This window comes from Vibrio sp. Isolate22, assembly GCF_022398115.1.
GTDB lineage: Bacteria > Pseudomonadota > Gammaproteobacteria > Enterobacterales > Vibrionaceae > Vibrio.
In genome coordinates this window covers 82,221-99,103 of sequence record NZ_JAKEUW010000002.1, presented here as the reverse complement: position 1 = coordinate 99,103, position 16,883 = coordinate 82,221, and the positions used below count along the sequence as shown (strand labels likewise).

The 16,883-nt window shown below is 44.8% G+C and carries 17 protein-coding genes; 13 read left to right on the top strand and 4 right to left on the bottom strand.

Features of this window, described 5'->3' with window-relative positions:
- Nucleotides 1-18: 18 nt before the first annotated feature.
- A complete protein-coding gene (locus tag L1D55_RS01900) occupies nt 19-678 on the bottom strand; it encodes a PilZ domain-containing protein (RefSeq protein WP_239916344.1) in 660 nt (219 codons plus the stop codon).
- Between the two features lie 195 nt (nt 679-873).
- Here L1D55_RS01900 and L1D55_RS01895 point away from each other — a divergent pair, with 195 nt between their 5' ends.
- Complete coding sequence (locus L1D55_RS01895; RefSeq protein WP_239916342.1) at nt 874-1,224, top strand: HopJ type III effector protein; 351 nt, start codon at nt 874-876, stop codon at nt 1,222-1,224.
- 99 nt (nt 1,225-1,323) lie between these two features.
- Here L1D55_RS01895 and L1D55_RS01890 read toward each other — a convergent pair whose 3' ends face one another.
- Complete coding sequence (locus L1D55_RS01890) at nt 1,324-1,632, bottom strand: DUF1289 domain-containing protein (RefSeq protein ID WP_239916340.1); 309 nt, start codon at nt 1,630-1,632, stop codon at nt 1,324-1,326.
- 158 nt (nt 1,633-1,790) lie between these two features.
- On the opposite strand from L1D55_RS01890, the gene yegD reads away from it, so the two are divergent.
- The 4 genes from yegD to L1D55_RS01870 all read left to right on the top strand — a co-directional run bounded on the left by yegD (nt 1,791) and on the right by L1D55_RS01870 (nt 6,376).
- The gene (gene yegD, locus L1D55_RS01885; RefSeq protein ID WP_239916338.1) at nt 1,791-3,143 is read left to right on the top strand and encodes a molecular chaperone; all 1,353 of its coding nucleotides are present in this window, start codon (nt 1,791-1,793) and stop codon (nt 3,141-3,143) included.
- A gap of 492 nt (nt 3,144-3,635) precedes the next feature.
- The gene (locus L1D55_RS01880) at nt 3,636-4,685 is read left to right on the top strand and encodes a porin (RefSeq protein WP_239916336.1); all 1,050 of its coding nucleotides are present in this window, start codon (nt 3,636-3,638) and stop codon (nt 4,683-4,685) included.
- A 275-nt stretch (nt 4,686-4,960) separates the two neighbouring features.
- The gene (locus L1D55_RS01875; protein ID WP_239916334.1) at nt 4,961-5,593 is read left to right on the top strand and encodes a fumarylacetoacetate hydrolase family protein; all 633 of its coding nucleotides are present in this window, start codon (nt 4,961-4,963) and stop codon (nt 5,591-5,593) included.
- Nucleotides 5,594-5,743: 150 nt separating this feature from the next.
- Nucleotides 5,744-6,376, top strand: a complete 633-nt coding sequence (locus L1D55_RS01870; protein ID WP_061031342.1) for a LysE family translocator — start codon at nt 5,744-5,746, stop codon at nt 6,374-6,376.
- Between the two features lie 106 nt (nt 6,377-6,482).
- Here L1D55_RS01870 and L1D55_RS01865 read toward each other — a convergent pair whose 3' ends face one another.
- Nucleotides 6,483-8,189, bottom strand: coding sequence for a phospho-sugar mutase (locus L1D55_RS01865; RefSeq protein ID WP_239916333.1), 1,707 nt, complete (start codon nt 8,187-8,189; stop codon nt 6,483-6,485).
- 451 nt (nt 8,190-8,640) lie between these two features.
- On the opposite strand from L1D55_RS01865, the gene coxB reads away from it, so the two are divergent.
- The 4 genes from coxB to L1D55_RS01845 are packed head-to-tail and all read left to right on the top strand — an operon-like array spanning nt 8,641 to nt 13,038.
- Nucleotides 8,641-9,843 carry a cytochrome c oxidase subunit II gene (coxB, locus tag L1D55_RS01860; protein WP_239916330.1) on the top strand — a complete coding sequence of 401 codons (1,203 nt, stop codon included), beginning with the start codon at nt 8,641-8,643 and terminating at the stop codon, nt 9,841-9,843.
- Complete coding sequence (gene ctaD, locus L1D55_RS01855) at nt 9,840-11,516, top strand: cytochrome c oxidase subunit I (RefSeq protein WP_239916329.1); 1,677 nt, start codon at nt 9,840-9,842, stop codon at nt 11,514-11,516. The genes coxB and ctaD overlap by 4 nt, the downstream gene beginning before the upstream one ends.
- The gene (locus L1D55_RS01850; RefSeq protein ID WP_239916328.1) at nt 11,513-12,115 is read left to right on the top strand and encodes a cytochrome c oxidase assembly protein; all 603 of its coding nucleotides are present in this window, start codon (nt 11,513-11,515) and stop codon (nt 12,113-12,115) included. Before ctaD ends, L1D55_RS01850 begins: the two co-directional genes overlap by 4 nt.
- A 38-nt stretch (nt 12,116-12,153) precedes the next feature.
- The gene (locus L1D55_RS01845) at nt 12,154-13,038 is read left to right on the top strand and encodes a cytochrome c oxidase subunit 3 (RefSeq protein WP_239916327.1); all 885 of its coding nucleotides are present in this window, start codon (nt 12,154-12,156) and stop codon (nt 13,036-13,038) included.
- 22 nt (nt 13,039-13,060) lie between these two features.
- Here L1D55_RS01845 and L1D55_RS01840 read toward each other — a convergent pair whose 3' ends face one another.
- Nucleotides 13,061-13,291: a DUF2909 domain-containing protein gene (locus L1D55_RS01840; RefSeq protein ID WP_102425130.1), complete on the bottom strand. Its 231-nt coding sequence runs from the start codon at nt 13,289-13,291 to the stop codon at nt 13,061-13,063.
- On the opposite strand from L1D55_RS01840, the gene L1D55_RS01835 reads away from it, so the two are divergent.
- From L1D55_RS01835 to cyoE, 4 genes are all read left to right on the top strand, one after another.
- The gene (locus tag L1D55_RS01835; RefSeq protein WP_275665225.1) at nt 13,203-14,102 is read left to right on the top strand and encodes an SURF1 family protein; all 900 of its coding nucleotides are present in this window, start codon (nt 13,203-13,205) and stop codon (nt 14,100-14,102) included. The genes L1D55_RS01840 and L1D55_RS01835 overlap by 89 nt on opposite strands.
- Nucleotides 14,103-14,161: 59 nt before the next feature.
- On the top strand, nt 14,162-14,770 hold the full coding sequence (locus tag L1D55_RS01830; RefSeq protein ID WP_239916325.1) for a hypothetical protein: 609 nt from the start codon (nt 14,162-14,164) through the stop codon (nt 14,768-14,770).
- Between the two features lie 74 nt (nt 14,771-14,844).
- Nucleotides 14,845-15,900: a COX15/CtaA family protein gene (locus L1D55_RS01825; RefSeq protein ID WP_239916324.1), complete on the top strand. Its 1,056-nt coding sequence runs from the start codon at nt 14,845-14,847 to the stop codon at nt 15,898-15,900.
- A complete protein-coding gene (cyoE, locus tag L1D55_RS01820) occupies nt 15,890-16,828 on the top strand; it encodes a heme o synthase (RefSeq protein WP_239916323.1) in 939 nt (312 codons plus the stop codon). Before L1D55_RS01825 ends, cyoE begins: the two co-directional genes overlap by 11 nt.
- Nucleotides 16,829-16,883: the final 55 nt, after the last annotated feature.

Sequence of the window (16,883 nt, the reverse complement as noted above, 5' to 3'; positions counted from 1 at the left end):
CTGAGCATGCGCGAACCATTATACAAAGCCAGCAACGAAAGCTTGTTCTAACAGTAATGTTTTAAGCTCGTCACTCATGTGCAGGTTTTCAGGGAACTGAATACCCAGCAGCCAGCCTTGCCCTTGTCTTTTTTTACTCACCACTTTGTAAACTAACTCGCTATCCAAATGTTCACTCAAGACCGAGTCAACTTTGATCTTCCAGCCGACATCAATATCGGATTGTTGCGTGATATAGACGCCACAACCTGAAACTGAGAAATCAACCATTGTCGCGTCTAGCGTCAAGGTATCAAAGGTCACTTCGCACTTAAGGCATACCTTGTATCTTTCGTGCTCACGGATTGGTTTCGTTGCAAAGTTAGTTGGCGGACGAAGAAATAGGAGGTGTGCAGGGGAAGTGATATGAGCCAGTACATTCGTTTTGAACGCAACGATGTGACCAAGTTCCGTGTCTGTAATCGCTCGAACGATAATATCCACGTTGATAAGTTTTCTTAACGTCAGTGCCTCGGTCGCTTTTTGTGACAGCTCTAAGATAAGGTACTGCTCTTCTTTGTGCCCAATATATAGAGTACTGATCGAAATTGAGTCATCGGGTCCAAACTCCAACACACCTGCTGCTTTTGTACCGGGTTTAAGGTATCTAAACAGTTCTAAGTTTTTATCTTTATGCATGTTCTTCAATGAAAATGTTAACCATCTGTTGAAATAATATAACGTCCCAATAGAACTATGTCATTACTTTCATTGAGGAAATAAAGATATCTGAGTGAAAAAAGTGGAAATGGTTTGTCACTCAAACAGCGGCTTACTCTGCGCAAAAAACGCGTTACACTGCTACCCATAATCTAATCAAAGGAGAAAGAGTAAATGGAACTAGAAACCTTGTTAAACACCTTGTCTGAATCACCTGAAAGTGTTCAATTTGAAGATACAATGCAGGTAATTGAAGCTCATTATGATTTTTCTGAGTGCGAATTTCGTAATGGAGATGTGGTGAATGAGGCAGGGCAGAACAATGGTTCATGCAAAATTTTTGCGTTCGGCCAAGATCAAGGGCTTTCAGCAGAGCAAACACTAGCGTGCTTTGGTCAATACTACCGCAATGATGTACTAGGTTTCCCAGAGAACACTGATCACCAGAACATCCGAAACTTTATGGTTCATGGCTGGAGTGGGGTTGAATTCTCCCAACCAGCGTTAGTATTAAAGTATAATTAAATAGGTTTCAACGCCGAAGTAAATACTTACTTAAATATAATACTCTGAAGCGAGACTAGTTTATCTCGCTTCTTTCTTCGATCTTTCAATACCGTCGGGCTACTGAATTGGCAACTCAGACAAGCATTTGCGACACATACACACTCCAACTTTGGGTATAGAGTTCGTGTCTCTTTTCTCTAGCTCAAAGCACCAACAGGTCTCTTTACCTGCGCTAATATCGCACTGAGCCGGCTCGTTACATTGCGGGCATTGGTGGGTAGAGCTAATACCGCTAAGGTTATTCATCACAGACTCTCTTTCACTCTCAGATAAGCCTTTCCAACCTATAATTTCGTCCATGGTTCTGAAGCAGCCGCTACACATGCCACCATTATTTTTACAAGCCGCTCGGCAAGGTGTTTTCATCTATCTGACCCTTGATTTGTTTGGGCTGAAATGTAACACACTTGTATCTGTTTTAAGAGAAAACTCACTAAAAATTGACTCTGAAAAATAGTAAATGACCTCGTAATTGAAAGGCTTTTCATGTAGCATCTCGCCCCTTTTGTTGAGTGGGGGATATTATGTTTATTGGATTTGATTATGGAACAGCAAACTGTTCTGTGGCTGCAATGGTCAATGGAGAACCAAGCTTGTTACCGTTAGAAGGTAGCAACCACTATATTCCCTCAACCGTATTTGCTCCTACTCGTGAGAGTGTATCTGAACATCTATTTCGCCACCTGAACATCAAACCGAGCGATGCGGTCGGTGAGCAAGTGCTACGACGTGCAATTGCCCACAACCGCGAAGAGAGTATCGACCTTGTGCCAGAAGACATGGCATTTGGTCAGGCAGCGTTGGATCTCTACTTAGAAGATCCGCGTGATGTCTATTATGTTAAGTCTCCCAAGTCTTTCCTTGGCGCAAGTGGGCTACATGACGTTCAGGTCAGCTTCTTTGAAGATCTAGTATGCGCCATGATGGCGAACATCAAGCAGCAAGCTGAGCTCACTACTCAAGAACAAATCAAACAAGCGGTTATTGGTCGACCAATTAACTTCCACGGTCGCGGTGGTGAAGAGGCAAACAGACAAGCTGAAGCTATCTTATCTCGCGCTGCGAAGCGTGCGGGCTTCCTAGATATTGCATTTCAATTTGAACCCGTAGCTGCTGGCTTAGACTATGAAAGCACTCTGACTGAAAACCAAACGGTATTGGTTGTTGATATTGGTGGTGGTACGACCGACTGTTCTCTATTAGAAATGGGCCCGAGTTGGTCTGGGAAAGCGGATCGTAGCCAGAGCTTATTAGCGCACAGTGGTCAAAGGGTAGGGGGTAATGATTTAGATATTTACCTGGCTTTCAAACAACTGATGTCACCTTTTGGTATGAGCAGTAAAGCTATTTCCGGTATTGATATGCCATTGACCCAATTCTGGAACCCAATAGCCATCAACAATGTAGAAGCTCAAAAGAATTTTTACTCTCGAGAAAACCTCGCTGCATTGAAGTTACTTCGTAAAGAAGCTGCTGAACCACACAAGCTAGACCGCTTACTCAAGGTTTATCACGATACCTTGGGTTACGGCATCGTACGTAGAGCCGAAGAAGCTAAGATCGCGTTGGCGGAGTCTTCTGAGTATCGCGCAGCGATGAATGTTGCCTCCGAGTTGATCGAAGTCGATATCTCAGTGGAACAGATGGTCGATGCTATCGATACGCCAAAATCTAAGATGATTGAGTTGGTTAAAGAGGCTATTCAACAAGGCGAAAAGAAACCAGATGTTATCTATATGACGGGTGGTTCTGCACGTTCACCTATCCTTCGAGAAGCGGTTCAACAAGCCGTACCGAATCTGCCTATTGTGAGTGGCAACTATTTTGGTTCAGTAACGGCGGGCTTAGCTCGTTGGGCTGAGGTATGCTTCAAATAGAGTGAAATGACGCGTCATAAAGGGCAACTGATCTGTGATTGGTTGCCCTTTTTTTGTGTTCGCGAAGGCCAAATTAGCTAACTAAGTAGCTTCCCGGAATCTAAAGTCGAAATTAGTTTAGTAAGCTAAATATTTCGACTGGATTCTAGATGTTACAAGGTGTTTCAGGTTTGGAGTGGTGTGATGTATTGGTCTGATGAGTGGTTTGGGTGCTTTGATTTTTAATGCTTTTTTTATGCTTTAAAAAGCAAAAATAGGTTTCATTTTTTGTAAATAAAACACAATGAGAATTTGTTGTTTCCAATCTAAGTTTTTGTATTTATTTAATTTTTGGTTTTTTATAGTATTGCTTTCTTTATTTTATATATTTTAATGCAACTTTTTTGTCATTCATCGATTAGGGTTTGCCTACTTGTTAAATGCAGGTAACAACTTCTCCGTAAGCACGAGGTTGTTAGTGAATAACTCACCCAGCTACAAATGGATATGACAATGAATAAGAAACTTTTAGCGCTAGCGATTTCTGGTGCAGTATTTGGTACACAGGCAGTTGCAGTAGAACTTTACAACGAAGACGGCACAACATTTTCAGTTGGCGGCCACGTTTCAGTTGCAGTTGGTGACGTAAACAGCTCTGATCGTCAAAACAGTGATGATATTGGTGTTGAGACTGTTTCTCCACGTATCAACTTCGGTGCAACACACGAACTAGGCAACGGCTTTACTGCTGACGCTAAAGGTGAATGGGCACTGAACATGCTAGACGGTGGTGAAGAGTCATTCACAACTCGTCTTGGTTACGTTGGTGTTTCTCACGACGATTACGGCCGTGCAGCAGTAGGTACTCAATGGGCACCATACTACAACGTTGCAGGCGTTGCTGATATGCCAATCGCATTCGCAAACGACTTTATCTACGAAGATCACGGTAACCTAGGTACTGGTCGTGGTGAAGAGATGGTGAGCTACTCAAACGCTCTAGATTTCGGCAATGCTGGTTCTCTTGGCGCAGCTGTTGCGTGGCAAGGTCGTAAGGTTGATGGTGCAAACACATACGGTAACCGTGGTCAAGTTGCATTGAACTACGCAATTGCTGGCTTTACTGCAAACTATGCGTACAACACAGGTGACGTTGACTACGCTCTTCGTGGTTCACAAACTGCTGATTCTCACGTAGTAAGTGCAACTTACGGTTCATACGGCGCTGAAGGTTTGTACCTTGCTGGTGTATACGCAATGAACAACTACATGAACTCTGCGAAAGTAGGCTCTGCTAGCATTGTGCTAGAAGAGACAGTAGCAATCGAATTACTAGCATCTTACGCGCTTTCTAACAGCCTAAACCTAAGCGTTAACTACGAAGCGGTAGAAGACGACAAGAAGAGCGAAACTGTATACAGCACCTCAGCTGTACAAGCTGAATACAACTTCACATCTCAGTTCGTAGGCTTTGCTGGTTACCAGTTCGACCTACAAGGTTCTGGCGTTTACAAAGAGAAAGCTGACGACCAGTGGCTACTTGGTGCTCGTTACTACCTATAAGTCGCAGACTGATTTAGCATAGTGTTTACTCCTTAGGTTTACCTTTTAGGATACTGTCCTAGACACCATGCTAAGCCCTCTCAAACCTTTTGGTTGGAGAGGGCTTTTTTCGTTTTGAATGACCACTTGGGAATGCCCCGATTTCCTTATGATAATTTCCCAATGGGCGAATTGAGCTAAAGATCAGAATTTAGAGATCAGTAGCCAGCTTGTCGAAGATTCTCTCTTTGGGATGAGGTAAACTCTGCATTCCAAAAATAGTTCAGGGATAAACTATGAGCAGCGTTGTAGATCAGGAAAAGTTAATGAATTCGAAACGAACAGCGACACCGACGAAAGTGCTGTGTGTTGGGCGTAACTATGTCGATCATATTGAAGAACTTAACAACGCGATTCCAGACGCTATGGTGGTGTTCAATAAGCCCTGTACTAGCGTAACTTCTTCCCTCTCTTCTTTTCATCAAGAAGCCCTGCACTACGAAGCAGAAATTTGTTTCATCGTTGAAAACGGTCAATATTCAGCGGTAGGTTTAGGGTTAGATCTGACCAAGCGCGAGCTACAAAGTAGCTTGAAATCGAAGGGCTTACCGTGGGAACGTGCTAAAGCGTTTGATGGTTCTGCCGTTCTTAGCCGCTTTGTTCCAATAACAAACTTGGATCTTGCAGACTTAAATTTAGAGCTGTTTATTAACTGTGTTCGTGTTCAGAAAGGACACGTTGAGCAGATGCTATATTCTCCACAAACAATCCTCGAAGAGCTCTCTTCTTACACGACTTTGCTAGATGGCGATGTAGTGATGACGGGCACCCCTAAAGGTGTCGGAGAAGTACATCAAGGTGATATTTTCCTAGGTCGCCTTAAGTGTGGTGAGACAACATTGATAGAGATCGAGTGGGTTGCGAGTTAACTAAAGTTGTCTATTTAGTTAATAATTTTGGCTAATTTTATGATGTTGGTTTTTAATTCGAAATTTTAGCTATAATACAACTAATTGCATCTGGAAGGGTGTTGGTAATTGATATAAAATCCGCCTCCATTTTTATCAATGCTAAACCCTATGATCGATTTAACCATTCTGCCCGTTTACTTGACTGCCGTCGTCGCTCTTCTTCTTTTACCTGGTCCTGATATGTTGCTGATTGCTAGCTCAAGTATGAGTTATGGTCGCAAGGTTGGTGTCTTTGCGAGCTTAGGTAACGCGACTTCAGGGATCATTCTTACTGTTTTAGCGGCGATGGGCGTATCTGCATTAATCGCAATGAGCCCGGTTGCTTTGAATGCTCTCCACCTATTAGGTGGTACATACTTGCTAAAAATGGGGTGGGACTGCCTGCGAACAGAGCAGGGCAATGCTCCTGAACTGACTGATAATTTCGCTGCAAAGGCTTACTACCAAAGAGCGCTGATCAGTAACCTGCTTAATCCTAAAGCCTTGGTATTCTTTGTGATGTTTTTGCCTCAGTTCGTGTCGACAAATATTGAGGCGACATCGGGCGAGCAGATGTTGGTGCTCGGCTTATTACTGAATGTTCTAGGCTTAACGTTCAATTTCTTGCTTGTGGCATTGGTAGGTACTATCGGTAAGTCACTGGTAGAGAATGCTAAGTTTCGTACCTATCAACAAAAAGTGATGGGTGGCGTATTTGTTGTGTTAGCCGTTTGGATGCTGTCTTCTTTCTTCACTTCATAAGTACCAACCAAACGCTACTAATTGCAATCAAATGTTTAAAGAAAAATGGACGCTTAGAGCGTCCATTTTTTTGTTTTAGCTGATTCATTTTGAATGCACTAATCTGCTAAGAGTTCAGTTCTTTCTGGTGTTGCTCGATGAGCTTATCCATATATTCTTCACCTCGCTGACGAGTATCGTCATAGGTCTCTGTCCCTTCAAACTTTGTCACGGTTTCGTAATAAACCTTAACCTTTGGCTCTGTGCCCGAAGGGCGGACGATAATGCGAGAACCATCTTCGAGATGATAGATGAGTACGTCACTAGCAGGAAGGTTTATCGCCTCTGTTGCACCACCTGTAATAAAGCGTAATGAAGACTGGAGATCTTCAATCACAGATATCGCGATGCCATTGATTGTTTTTGGTTGTGCAGCGCGAAGTTTAGAGCCAATTGAAGGTGAATCAGGGTCCAGCGCAATGCTGCGTTGTGCATTGGTATGAACACCGTGCTCAAAGGAAATTTGAGCCAGAAGATCCCACACTGTTCGACCTTGAGATTTTAACTCTTCGACCAGTTGTGCAAAAACGACAATGGCTGACAAACCATCTTTATCGCGGACTTGAGTACCAATCGTATAACCTAGCGCTTCTTCATAGGCGAATAGGAACTCATTCTGTTCATCTTCCAACTGCATGCCAATGTTCGCCAACCATTTAAACCCGGTCAGAGTTTGGAAGTAGGTAGCACCGTGAGAGTTAGCGACTTTCTCAAGTAGGGTAGACGATACGATACTGTTACCGACCAATTGGTTCTTAGTGTGCGGCTTTGACAGTAAGTAATGTGCGAATAGTACGCCTACTTGGTCACCCGTTAGCATTTTGTATGAGTCGTCATTTGTTCTTACTGCAACCGCAAACCGGTCCGCATCAGGGTCATTAGCACAGGCGATATCTGCATCGACGCTTTTCGCGAGATTAACCACAAGATCCATTGCCCCTTTTTCTTCTGGGTTAGGGAAGTTCACTGTTGGGAAGTGGCCATCAGGCTCTCTTTGCTCTGCAACGCTAAATACCTTGTGGAAACCTGAATCGTGGAGAAGGTCTTCTGCCATCTGTGCGCCGACGCCATGCATTGCTGTGTAAGCGATAGTGGTTTTAGCTGATTCGATGTCGTTCTTTACAAATGGGCTTTGATTGATTGCAGCACGGTAGGTTTGATAGTAACCCTCGGTAAGCCACACTAACTTGCCTTGTGTTTCCGCATCACTGAGGCTCATCAAAGGGATAGGCTTAGTCGCTGCGGAGTCAATTTCAGCGGCAATACCAGCATCATGAGGCGGTATAATTTGTGCGCCATTTTCCCAGTATACCTTGAAGCCATTATATTCAGGTGGGTTGTGGCTAGCAGTTACTACAACGGCCGCTGCTGCGTTGAAATGCTCAATACCAAACGCAACGATAGGGGTCGCAGCCACATTCGATGTCAGATAAACCTTGATGCCCAAAGCTGTCAGTACTGAAGCGGTATCAATAGCGAATTGCTTGGAATCTAATCGGCCATCATAGCCTACAACGACACCTCTGATGGCCGCGTTTTCCACATGTTCAATTAGATAGTGACCGAGCCCAGTTGCGGTTTCTTGAATGACTAAGCGGTTCATTCTGTTTGGGCCACATCCTACTTTGCCTCGAAGACCCGCTGTTCCAAATTCTAATCGCTGCGTAAAGCGGTCTTCTAATTCGTCATGCATTCCCTCGTCGATGAGGTGTTGTAGCTCTTCACGAGTTCTTGGATCTGGGTCTCTCGCTAACCAATTCATAGCATCTTGCATAATTACTGAACCTTTTAATGTCGGTATGACTTACTGTTGGGATTAATTTAAGTGATATTGATTATCATTTCCACGAAAGCAATCGTAAAACTCGATTTAAATAAACTCCAACGGCAAAGACATGTCGGCTTAGCCATTCTAAATAATTGACTATTTTGTAAGTAAACTTACCTTGAACAATTGGATATCACTAACTAGCCTTTTACATAAATATAACAAAATTGAACAATTTCGCCGTTTTTGAATCTTTCGTTGAAACCTCCGGACTTTGTGAGACGTATAAGTCGACAAGTAAGACTAGAGTGTTCAGCCCCGTAAAGGCTGTGCCGACGCGAGTAGTAGATTGAGATTCAGCCTTTTCATGCGAAGCCGGTACAGCAATGAATGTTGTTGGGTTCGCTCCGACATTTTGGTCGTATGTATCCAATTAGGAAGGATAAGGAGAGATCTTTTGAAAAGATTACTGGTTAGGCTAGGGTGGCTGTTGAATAGTTTTGTTGTGCTACTGGCATCGGTCTCGGCGAATGCGAACAGTGAATACAACATGACCCAAGGTGTGACAGAGATAAGTGGACAAGTCTACGAGCTCCACATGCTGATCTTCTACATCTGTTGTGCAATCGCCTTTGTGGTTTTCGGTGTGATGTTTTATTCGATTCTAAGGCACCGAAAGTCGAAGGGCGCTGTGGCTGCTCATTTTCATGAAAGTACCAAAGTCGAAATCCTCTGGACCATTATCCCTATTATTATTCTCATCGCTATGGCGATTCCCGCTACTAAAACCTTGATAGCGATGGAAGACACTTCTCAATCCGAACTCACCGTTAAGATTACTGGTTCACAATGGAAATGGCACTACAGCTATTTCGGTGAAGATGTTGAGTTCTTCAGTTTGCTAGCGACCAGCGACAAAGAAATTGAAGGTATTGAAGTAAAAGGTGCGCACTATTTGTTGGAGGTTGATAAACCACTTGTGTTGCCCATAGACCGGAAAGTACGTTTTTTAATGACTTCAGATGATGTTATCCATTCGTGGTGGGTGCCGGCTTTTGCTGTTAAGAAAGACACCATTCCGGGATTTATTAACGAAGCGTGGACCAAAATCGATGAACCAGGTGTTTACCGAGGACAATGTGCAGAGCTGTGTGGTCGTGCTCATGGCTTCATGCCGATAGTTGTTCATGCTATGGAAGAGAACGAATTTGATGCATGGCTAGCGGAACAGAAAGAGTTAACGATAGCGGCGAAACAAGCGGCTCAAGATGCATTAGACGCGTCACTTTCTTTGGAAGAGTTGAACACCATAGGTGAAGAGGTATACAAAACTCGATGCGCGGTTTGTCACCAAGCTAACGGCGAAGGTATCCCTGGAGCGTTTCCTGCAATCAAAGGAAGCCCTATTGCCCTAGGAGATGTCGATGTTCATATCGACACCATTGTTTACGGTCGAGGAGGCACGGCAATGCAAGCCTTCGACAATCAGTTAACTGAAAAAGAGATTGCAGCAGTCGTAACCTACCAAAGAAATGCTTGGGGGAACGACACGGGCGATGTGATTCAAGCTTCAGATGTTAATGCCTATAAGGTCAAACAGTCGGGTGGAGCGGAAGGCTCTGCGGATGAAGCACAAAGTGATGCTAAGGAGCAGCTATGAGTTCACCAATCGAAAAGCCGGTGAAATCGGCGCCTGCAGAAGACCAGGCTCTAAGTCATACTTTAGATGGTACCTTAGACAGCCATGACTTACCTTCGGACGATCACGATTCCCATGCCGCTCCAAAAGGGTGGGCGCGTTGGCTGTATTCAACCAATCATAAAGACATAGGTACGCTATATCTGTGGTTCAGTTTCGCCATGTTCCTAACTGGCGGTGCGATGGCGATGGTGATCCGTGCGGAGCTATTCCAACCTGGTCTGCAGCTTGTTGAGCCTGATTTTTTTAACCAGATGACTACAGTTCATGGTTTGATCATGGTATTTGGCGCGGTAATGCCTGCATTTACAGGGCTCGCCAACTGGATGATCCCGATGATGATCGGCGCGCCAGATATGGCGTTACCTCGAATGAACAATCTCAGTTTCTGGATCTTACCTTTCGCCTTCCTAATTTTGATTGGCTCTTTGTTTACTGAAGGGGGCGGTCCGAGCTTTGGTTGGACATTCTACGCACCGCTTTCAACGACGTATGGCCCAGATAGCACAGCTTTGTTTGTATTCTCTGTTCACATCATGGGTATTAGCTCAATCATGGGCGCGATCAACGTTATCGTGACTATCGTGAACATGAGAGCTCCGGGTATGACTTGGTTTAAATTGCCAATGTTTGTTTGGACTTGGTTAATCACAGCTTTCTTGCTGATAGCCGTAATGCCAGTTCTCGCTGGGGCAGTGACCATGGTGTTGACCGACAAATACTTTGGGACGAGCTTCTTCGATGCGGCCGGTGGCGGTGACCCCGTCATGTTCCAGCATATATTCTGGTTCTTTGGGCATCCTGAAGTTTACATCATGATTTTGCCATCCTTTGGTATTGTTTCAGCAATCATTCCGGCATTTAGCGGCAAGCGTTTGTTTGGTTATCATTCCATGGTGTACGCGACCTGTAGTATTGCAATCTTGTCCTTCCTAGTGTGGGCTCACCATATGTTTACCACGGGGATGCCCGTCTTTGCAGAGCTGTTCTTCATGTATTGCACCATGTTGATTGCTGTGCCGACAGGCGTGAAAGTCTTTAACTGGGTCGCAACCATGTGGCGAGGCGCATTGACCTTCGAAACCCCAATGCTTTTCACTATCGCCTTTATCGTTCTGTTCACGATAGGTGGCTTGTCTGGATTGATGCTGGCTATTGTTCCTGCAGATTTCCAATACCACGACACCTATTTTGTGGTGGCTCACTTCCACTATGTTCTGGTGACTGGTGCCGTATTCTCGATAATGGCGGCCGCCTATTATTGGTTGCCTAAATGGACAGGGCATATGTACGACCACAAGCTCAGTCTATGGCACTTCTGGACGTCGGTAATCTCAGTGAATGTTCTTTTCTTCCCTATGCACTTCTTAGGTTTAGCGGGGATGCCACGTCGTATTCCAGACTACGCTATCCAGTTCGCTGACGTTAACCAAGTGGTGTCGATAGGGGGCTTCGCCTTTGGTTTGTCTCAGTTGATTTTCCTGTGGCTGGTCATTAAGTGTGTAAGAGGTGGTGAGCCTGCGTCAAGCAAGCCATGGGAACGTGCTGAAGGGCTAGAATGGACCGTCCCAAGTCCAGCACCTCATCATACCTTCACTCATCCACCTAAAATTGAGCAGAGGGATGAGCTATGAGCGATCTACACAAAGGTGAAAACCAACCCAAGCGGTCATCCAAAAAGTTGACGGGTTACTTGGTCTTGAGTGTGGTTGCGATGTTTGGTTTCGGTTTCGCTTTGGTGCCGCTTTACGATGTGATGTGTGAGGCTTTAGGTATTAATGGCAAAACCAATACCGTGTCTGCGGTTCAGCCACGTGGGATGCAGCCAGATTACTCTCGCACTGTTCGTGTGGAGTTTATGTCGCACATCAAACCTGACATGCCCTGGCAGTTTGTTCCTGAAGAGCGTGTGTTGGAAGTTCACCCTGGTGAGGTGATTCAAACGAACTATATCGCCAAAAATTTATCAGGAAACTCTCTAGTGGGACAAGCTGTGCCTTCAGTATCCCCGGGGATGGGGGCGACTTACTTCAATAAGATGGAGTGTTTCTGCTTTAACCAGCAACCATTAGATGGGCATAAAAGCGCAGAAATGGGATTGATATTTTATATAGAGCCGGATATTCCAGAATCGATTCATACACTGACGCTCTCTTATACGCTATTTAACATTACAAGTGAGGTAGTCGGGGAATCAAGCAGTGCCGAGTCTAATGTAATCGCGAGTAACTAGGGAATTACAGAACCAGAATCAACATAAGGAGTTGAGCGATGAGTTCTAAAAAGGAAGTTTATTTCGTTCCACATCAAAGCCATTGGCCATTAGTCGGTGCCGTTGCGCTGTTTCTTGTTGCCGTTGGAGCTGGATTAACCGTCCAAAACATGGGCACTGATGGCGCTGGTGGTGTGTTCGGTAAGGCTGTGCTGTTTGTTGGGTTTGCGGTGTTATTGTACATGCTCGCGGGTTGGTTTAGCAATGTGATAACGGAATCCTTGAGCGGTCTCTACTCTGAGCAAATATCCCGCTCTTTCAGGCAGGGTATGAGTTGGTTCATCTTTTCTGAAATCATGTTCTTCGGTGCCTTCTTTGGCGCGCTGTTCTACGCTCGTATGATTTCTGTCCCTTGGATTGGTGGGGCGGGCAACAATGAAATGACTCACGAAGTGTTGTGGCCAATGTTTCAGTCAATGTGGCCGCTGACCACGACACCGGATGGTGTAACAACACAAGCTATGCCGTGGCAAGGTATCCCTCTTAAAAACACCATTATCCTATTACTCTCTTCCATCACGCTACATATGGCGCATCTAAGCCTCGAACAAAACAAGCGCATGGCGTTAATCGTTTGGTTAGAGATCACTATCGTTCTGGCTGGGTTCTTCCTATTTTTCCAAGTTGAAGAGTATATCCATGCTTATCAAGATATGGGGTTGACCCTTCAATCAGGAATCTATGGCAACACCTTCTTCTTACTGACGGGTTTCCATGGTTTACATGTCTGCTTAGGGACTATCTTTTTAATCGTCTTGTTAGCTAGGGTTGCCAAAGACCATTTTACACCCAAAGACCATTTTGCGTTCCAAGCGGGCAGTTGGTATTGGCACTTTGTTGATGTGGTTTGGTTAGGATTATTCGTGTTTGTATACGTGCTTTAGCGAAGCGACAAGGCTAAAGACTTTAATAAGGACGAGGGTTAGGAGCTATCACTCCTGACCCTAAAGCAAGCAATAACAGTAGCACAACAATGGCTGACCACATGACTCGACGCCCCAAGAAGTGACTCAGCTTTTTGCCATTGTGTTTGCTCGAAGCGATTTGAATGAGTCCTTTCATTAAGTTGAATGCGATGAAAAACAGCAGGGCAACTAACACAACTTTGAATAACAGGATAAAGGTAGGTGACGCCATAGTGATAACTCCAAACCGTTTGAATCATGATGAGCGAAAGTTCCGCAGTAAAGGTTTTTGGTTTGCGGTTGCTTTAACTTTGGTTTCAGTCGGCATTTTAATCAAGTTGGGTTTATGGCAGTTAGACAGAGGTAACGAGAAACTGCGTTATGAGCAGCAGCTATCGCAGAGAGCTCTGCAACCTTCTAAGCCGTTAGATACAGTGCTCAATGAATGGAGAGAGGCAAGCGTTGGAACTGAGCAGTCGGTGCCCCCTTCGACCTTAAATGGCTTGAAAGCTGACGTCGTATTAGTGGACCAGAGTGGTTTAATTCTCTTGCTGGACAACCAAATCAATCAAGGAACGGTGGGGTATGTGATTTACATGCTGGGTGAGGTTCAAACTCAAGATGGCAGAAAACAGCTTTTGATCGATCTTGGATTCGTTGCAGCAAGTAATGACAGAAGAGAGCTACCAGAAATAGGAAAGATCACGCTACCAATCGAGATGTCTGGTCGCTTGTACACACGTTCGGTGAATCCGTTAAGTCAGGAACTTGGTCTAGAAAATACGACGCCGAAAAGGATTCAAAACATCAACATAGAAGCGTTATCACAATACACAAGACAAGAGGTGTTGCCGTTCATTTTTCAACCTCAGAGCTTGGATTCATGGCCTTATGAAATGTTATGGCGTCCGACGGCGATGAAGTCTGAGAAGCACTTTGGTTACTCATTTCAATGGTTTGTGATGGCTGCAGTATTGCTTTCGCTGATGTTGTTGATTGGGTTCAGATACTTGAATAAACATAGTCACATGAATAAGAAGTAAGTGCTTGTAACGACATAAACAATGTTAGCGATCGGCGGCGGCCAATACAGGGAATTAAAATGGATAAGTCTCAAACACAAACTAAAAAGGAAAGTACCGATGCAAATCTTGCGGCGTTTAAACAGCGGCGCTCACGTGGTCGACTTGTACTTATCGGATTGATTTTGGTCTTCGCCTTACCTGCCATTATCGCTAAAACTGTATTAGAGCAAAATTGGTACACATCTGGTGTGACAAATACGGGGGAGTTGGTTGAGCCAAGAGTGACTCTACAAGATTTTGGGCTGACGGCGCCGGTGGAAGGAGAAGGGTGGTTGGTGGGTTACATTGCGCCAACAGACTGCGATAGCTTATGTGAACAACAACTCCACTACTTGAACCAAAGCTACTTAGCGCTAGGGAAGAACAAAGAGCGAGTGACTGCTGTGGTTTTTGTCTCTGAAGGAGATGCATTACCAGGAGCATTTAACAAACCTGATTTGTCATTTCTGTCTGGTGGGGAGCAGTTGAGCACCAAGTTTGCGCCAGCTTCGATTGTTATCATTGATCCCCTTGGTCAACTCGTTATGGAATACAAAAGTGTCTCAGAACCGTCGCAGTTAGTCGGGCAGTCCAAAGGCATGATTCATGATTTAAGAAAGCTTCTTAAGCTGTCACGTGTTGGGTAGCTGATAAGCGAATCAGTTTGACTGTGGTGACTGAACTCTGTCAGCGAAAGGGAATAAGTATAGGGAGATAAACGATGCAGAACAAAGCCCCTGATATACTCATGCTCGTGATGCGAGTGACTATCTTACTGACGCTGACAGTGATTGTGCTCGGTGCTTATACCCGATTATCGGACGCTGGGCTTGGTTGCCCTGACTGGCCTGGCTGTTATGGAAAGCTCACAGTACCGTCTGATGCACAAGCGGTAAACCAAGCCAACCTCCAATTCCCTGAACGTGCTCTTGAGGCTGGTAAAGCTTGGATAGAGATGATACATCGCTACTTTGCTGGTTCGTTAGGGCTTCTTATCTTTGTCGTCGTCGCTTGGTGTATTAAGAAGAACATCACCTCTGCTGGGCTACCGTTACTTATTTCGGCAACGGTGATCTTTCAAGCTTTGTTAGGGATGTGGACGGTAACCCTCAAGTTGATGCCAGTTGTGGTGATGGCGCATTTGATGGGAGGGTTCACTCTTCTGTCTCTGCTCTGCTTACTCTATTGTCGCCTCTCTAATTTCCAGACTCGCTTCAGTGAGACGACACACTCGGCGGCTATCAAGTTTGCTGCACTTTTTGGCTTGGTAGTTGTAATTGGACAGATCTTACTTGGCGGTTGGACGTCTTCAAATTATGCCGCGTTGGTATGTACTCAACTGCCTATCTGTGAAGGGAATTGGACAAGCTACTTAGACTTTAAGAATGCGTTCGATTTTGCGCAGCATGGGCATGATAACTATGAGTTTGGTGTGCTCGAGTATCCCGCAAGGCTTACCATACATATCATGCATAGGTTTGGTGCTATTGTGGCAACGATAACGGTGCTAATGGTCGTGTATCAGTTGTTGAAGTTTGGTCAAACAGCGCACCAAAAACTGGGTGTCATTGTGGTATTGGTATTAGCAGTGCAAGTCAGTTTAGGGATCAGTAACGTGTGGTTTCATCTACCGATTTCAGTGGCAGTGCTGCATAACTTAGTTGCGGCGATGCTGCTTGTCAGTTTGGTTGTTACAAACTTTGTAGTGTGGCAACGAAAACCAAGTGAGAGCTTGGTAAAGAACAGTGTATTACAAGGAGGTAATCATGGTCAGTAGAACTTCAACACAGCATCAAATGGTGGTTCAAGATACCGCTTCAAGTAATGAAGTCGCTGCTCAAAACAAAGCAGCTTGGAAGGTCTATTTAACACTGACCAAGCCGAAAGTGGTCGCTTTGATGCTGTTAACGGCATTAGTAGGCATGTGTTTAGCTGTGCCTAACGGATTGCCATTACAGCAAGCATTATTTGGCATGATAGGGATAGGGTTGATGGCGGGTTCGGCCGCTGCATTTAATCATTTGATCGACAAGAAGATCGATGGGCAAATGTCTCGTACTAACCGTCGTCCTTTACCATCGGGTGAGCTCAGCAGCGTACGAGTATTCGCCTTTGCGGCAGGTATCGGTTTACTTGGTTTTGTTACGTTAGCCTTGTTGGTTAACCCGCTTACGGCTTGGCTAACCTTTGCGAGCCTATTAGGTTATGCGGTTATCTACACCATGTATTTAAAACGAGCGACGCCACAGAACATTGTCATTGCAGGGATCGCAGGGGCAATGCCACCTTTATTGGGTTGGACGGCAGTGACTAACGAGTTACATTCCAATGCATGGTTGCTAGTGATGATTATCTTCATCTGGACGCCTCCTCACTTTTGGGCGCTTGCGATTCATCGTCGTGACGAATATGCCAAGGTAGATATTCCGATGTTGCCTGTGACGCATGGGATAGCGTACACCAAGACTTCAATTCTGCTGTATACGCTATTGCTAAGCATCGTGTGTGTGCTGCCAGTATTAGTTGGAATGAGCAGTTGGATATACCTGAGCGCGTCTTTGGTGCTCAACGGTGGGTTTGTGTATCATGCCTGGGTATTGAAGTATCGCGATGAGCCTAACATGGCGATGAAGACATTTAAGTTCTCTATTTATCACCTCATGATCTTGTTTGTGGCTTTGTTGGCAGACCATTACCTTCTTTAATACCAGATTTGTAGATGAATACTGAATAAAAAAACGGATGCGCTTGGCATCCGTT

Coding starts and splice junctions, on each gene's coding strand:
- L1D55_RS01900 (WP_239916344.1), bottom strand. CDS start 678: ATGCATAAAGATAAAAACTTAGAACTGTTTAGATACCTTAAACCCGGT.
- L1D55_RS01870 (WP_061031342.1), top strand. CDS start 5,744: ATGATCGATTTAACCATTCTGCCCGTTTACTTGACTGCCGTCGTCGCT.
- L1D55_RS01880 (WP_239916336.1), top strand. CDS start 3,636: ATGAATAAGAAACTTTTAGCGCTAGCGATTTCTGGTGCAGTATTTGGT.
- ctaD (WP_239916329.1), top strand. CDS start 9,840: ATGAGTTCACCAATCGAAAAGCCGGTGAAATCGGCGCCTGCAGAAGAC.
- L1D55_RS01875 (WP_239916334.1), top strand. CDS start 4,961: ATGAGCAGCGTTGTAGATCAGGAAAAGTTAATGAATTCGAAACGAACA.
- L1D55_RS01825 (WP_239916324.1), top strand. CDS start 14,845: ATGCAGAACAAAGCCCCTGATATACTCATGCTCGTGATGCGAGTGACT.
- L1D55_RS01895 (WP_239916342.1), top strand. CDS start 874: ATGGAACTAGAAACCTTGTTAAACACCTTGTCTGAATCACCTGAAAGT.
- L1D55_RS01840 (WP_102425130.1), bottom strand. CDS start 13,291: ATGGCGTCACCTACCTTTATCCTGTTATTCAAAGTTGTGTTAGTTGCC.
- L1D55_RS01830 (WP_239916325.1), top strand. CDS start 14,162: ATGGATAAGTCTCAAACACAAACTAAAAAGGAAAGTACCGATGCAAAT.
- cyoE (WP_239916323.1), top strand. CDS start 15,890: ATGGTCAGTAGAACTTCAACACAGCATCAAATGGTGGTTCAAGATACC.
- L1D55_RS01890 (WP_239916340.1), bottom strand. CDS start 1,632: ATGAAAACACCTTGCCGAGCGGCTTGTAAAAATAATGGTGGCATGTGT.
- L1D55_RS01845 (WP_239916327.1), top strand. CDS start 12,154: ATGAGTTCTAAAAAGGAAGTTTATTTCGTTCCACATCAAAGCCATTGG.
- L1D55_RS01850 (WP_239916328.1), top strand. CDS start 11,513: ATGAGCGATCTACACAAAGGTGAAAACCAACCCAAGCGGTCATCCAAA.
- L1D55_RS01865 (WP_239916333.1), bottom strand. CDS start 8,189: ATGCAAGATGCTATGAATTGGTTAGCGAGAGACCCAGATCCAAGAACT.
- yegD (WP_239916338.1), top strand. CDS start 1,791: ATGTTTATTGGATTTGATTATGGAACAGCAAACTGTTCTGTGGCTGCA.
- L1D55_RS01835 (WP_275665225.1), top strand. CDS start 13,203: ATGAGTCCTTTCATTAAGTTGAATGCGATGAAAAACAGCAGGGCAACT.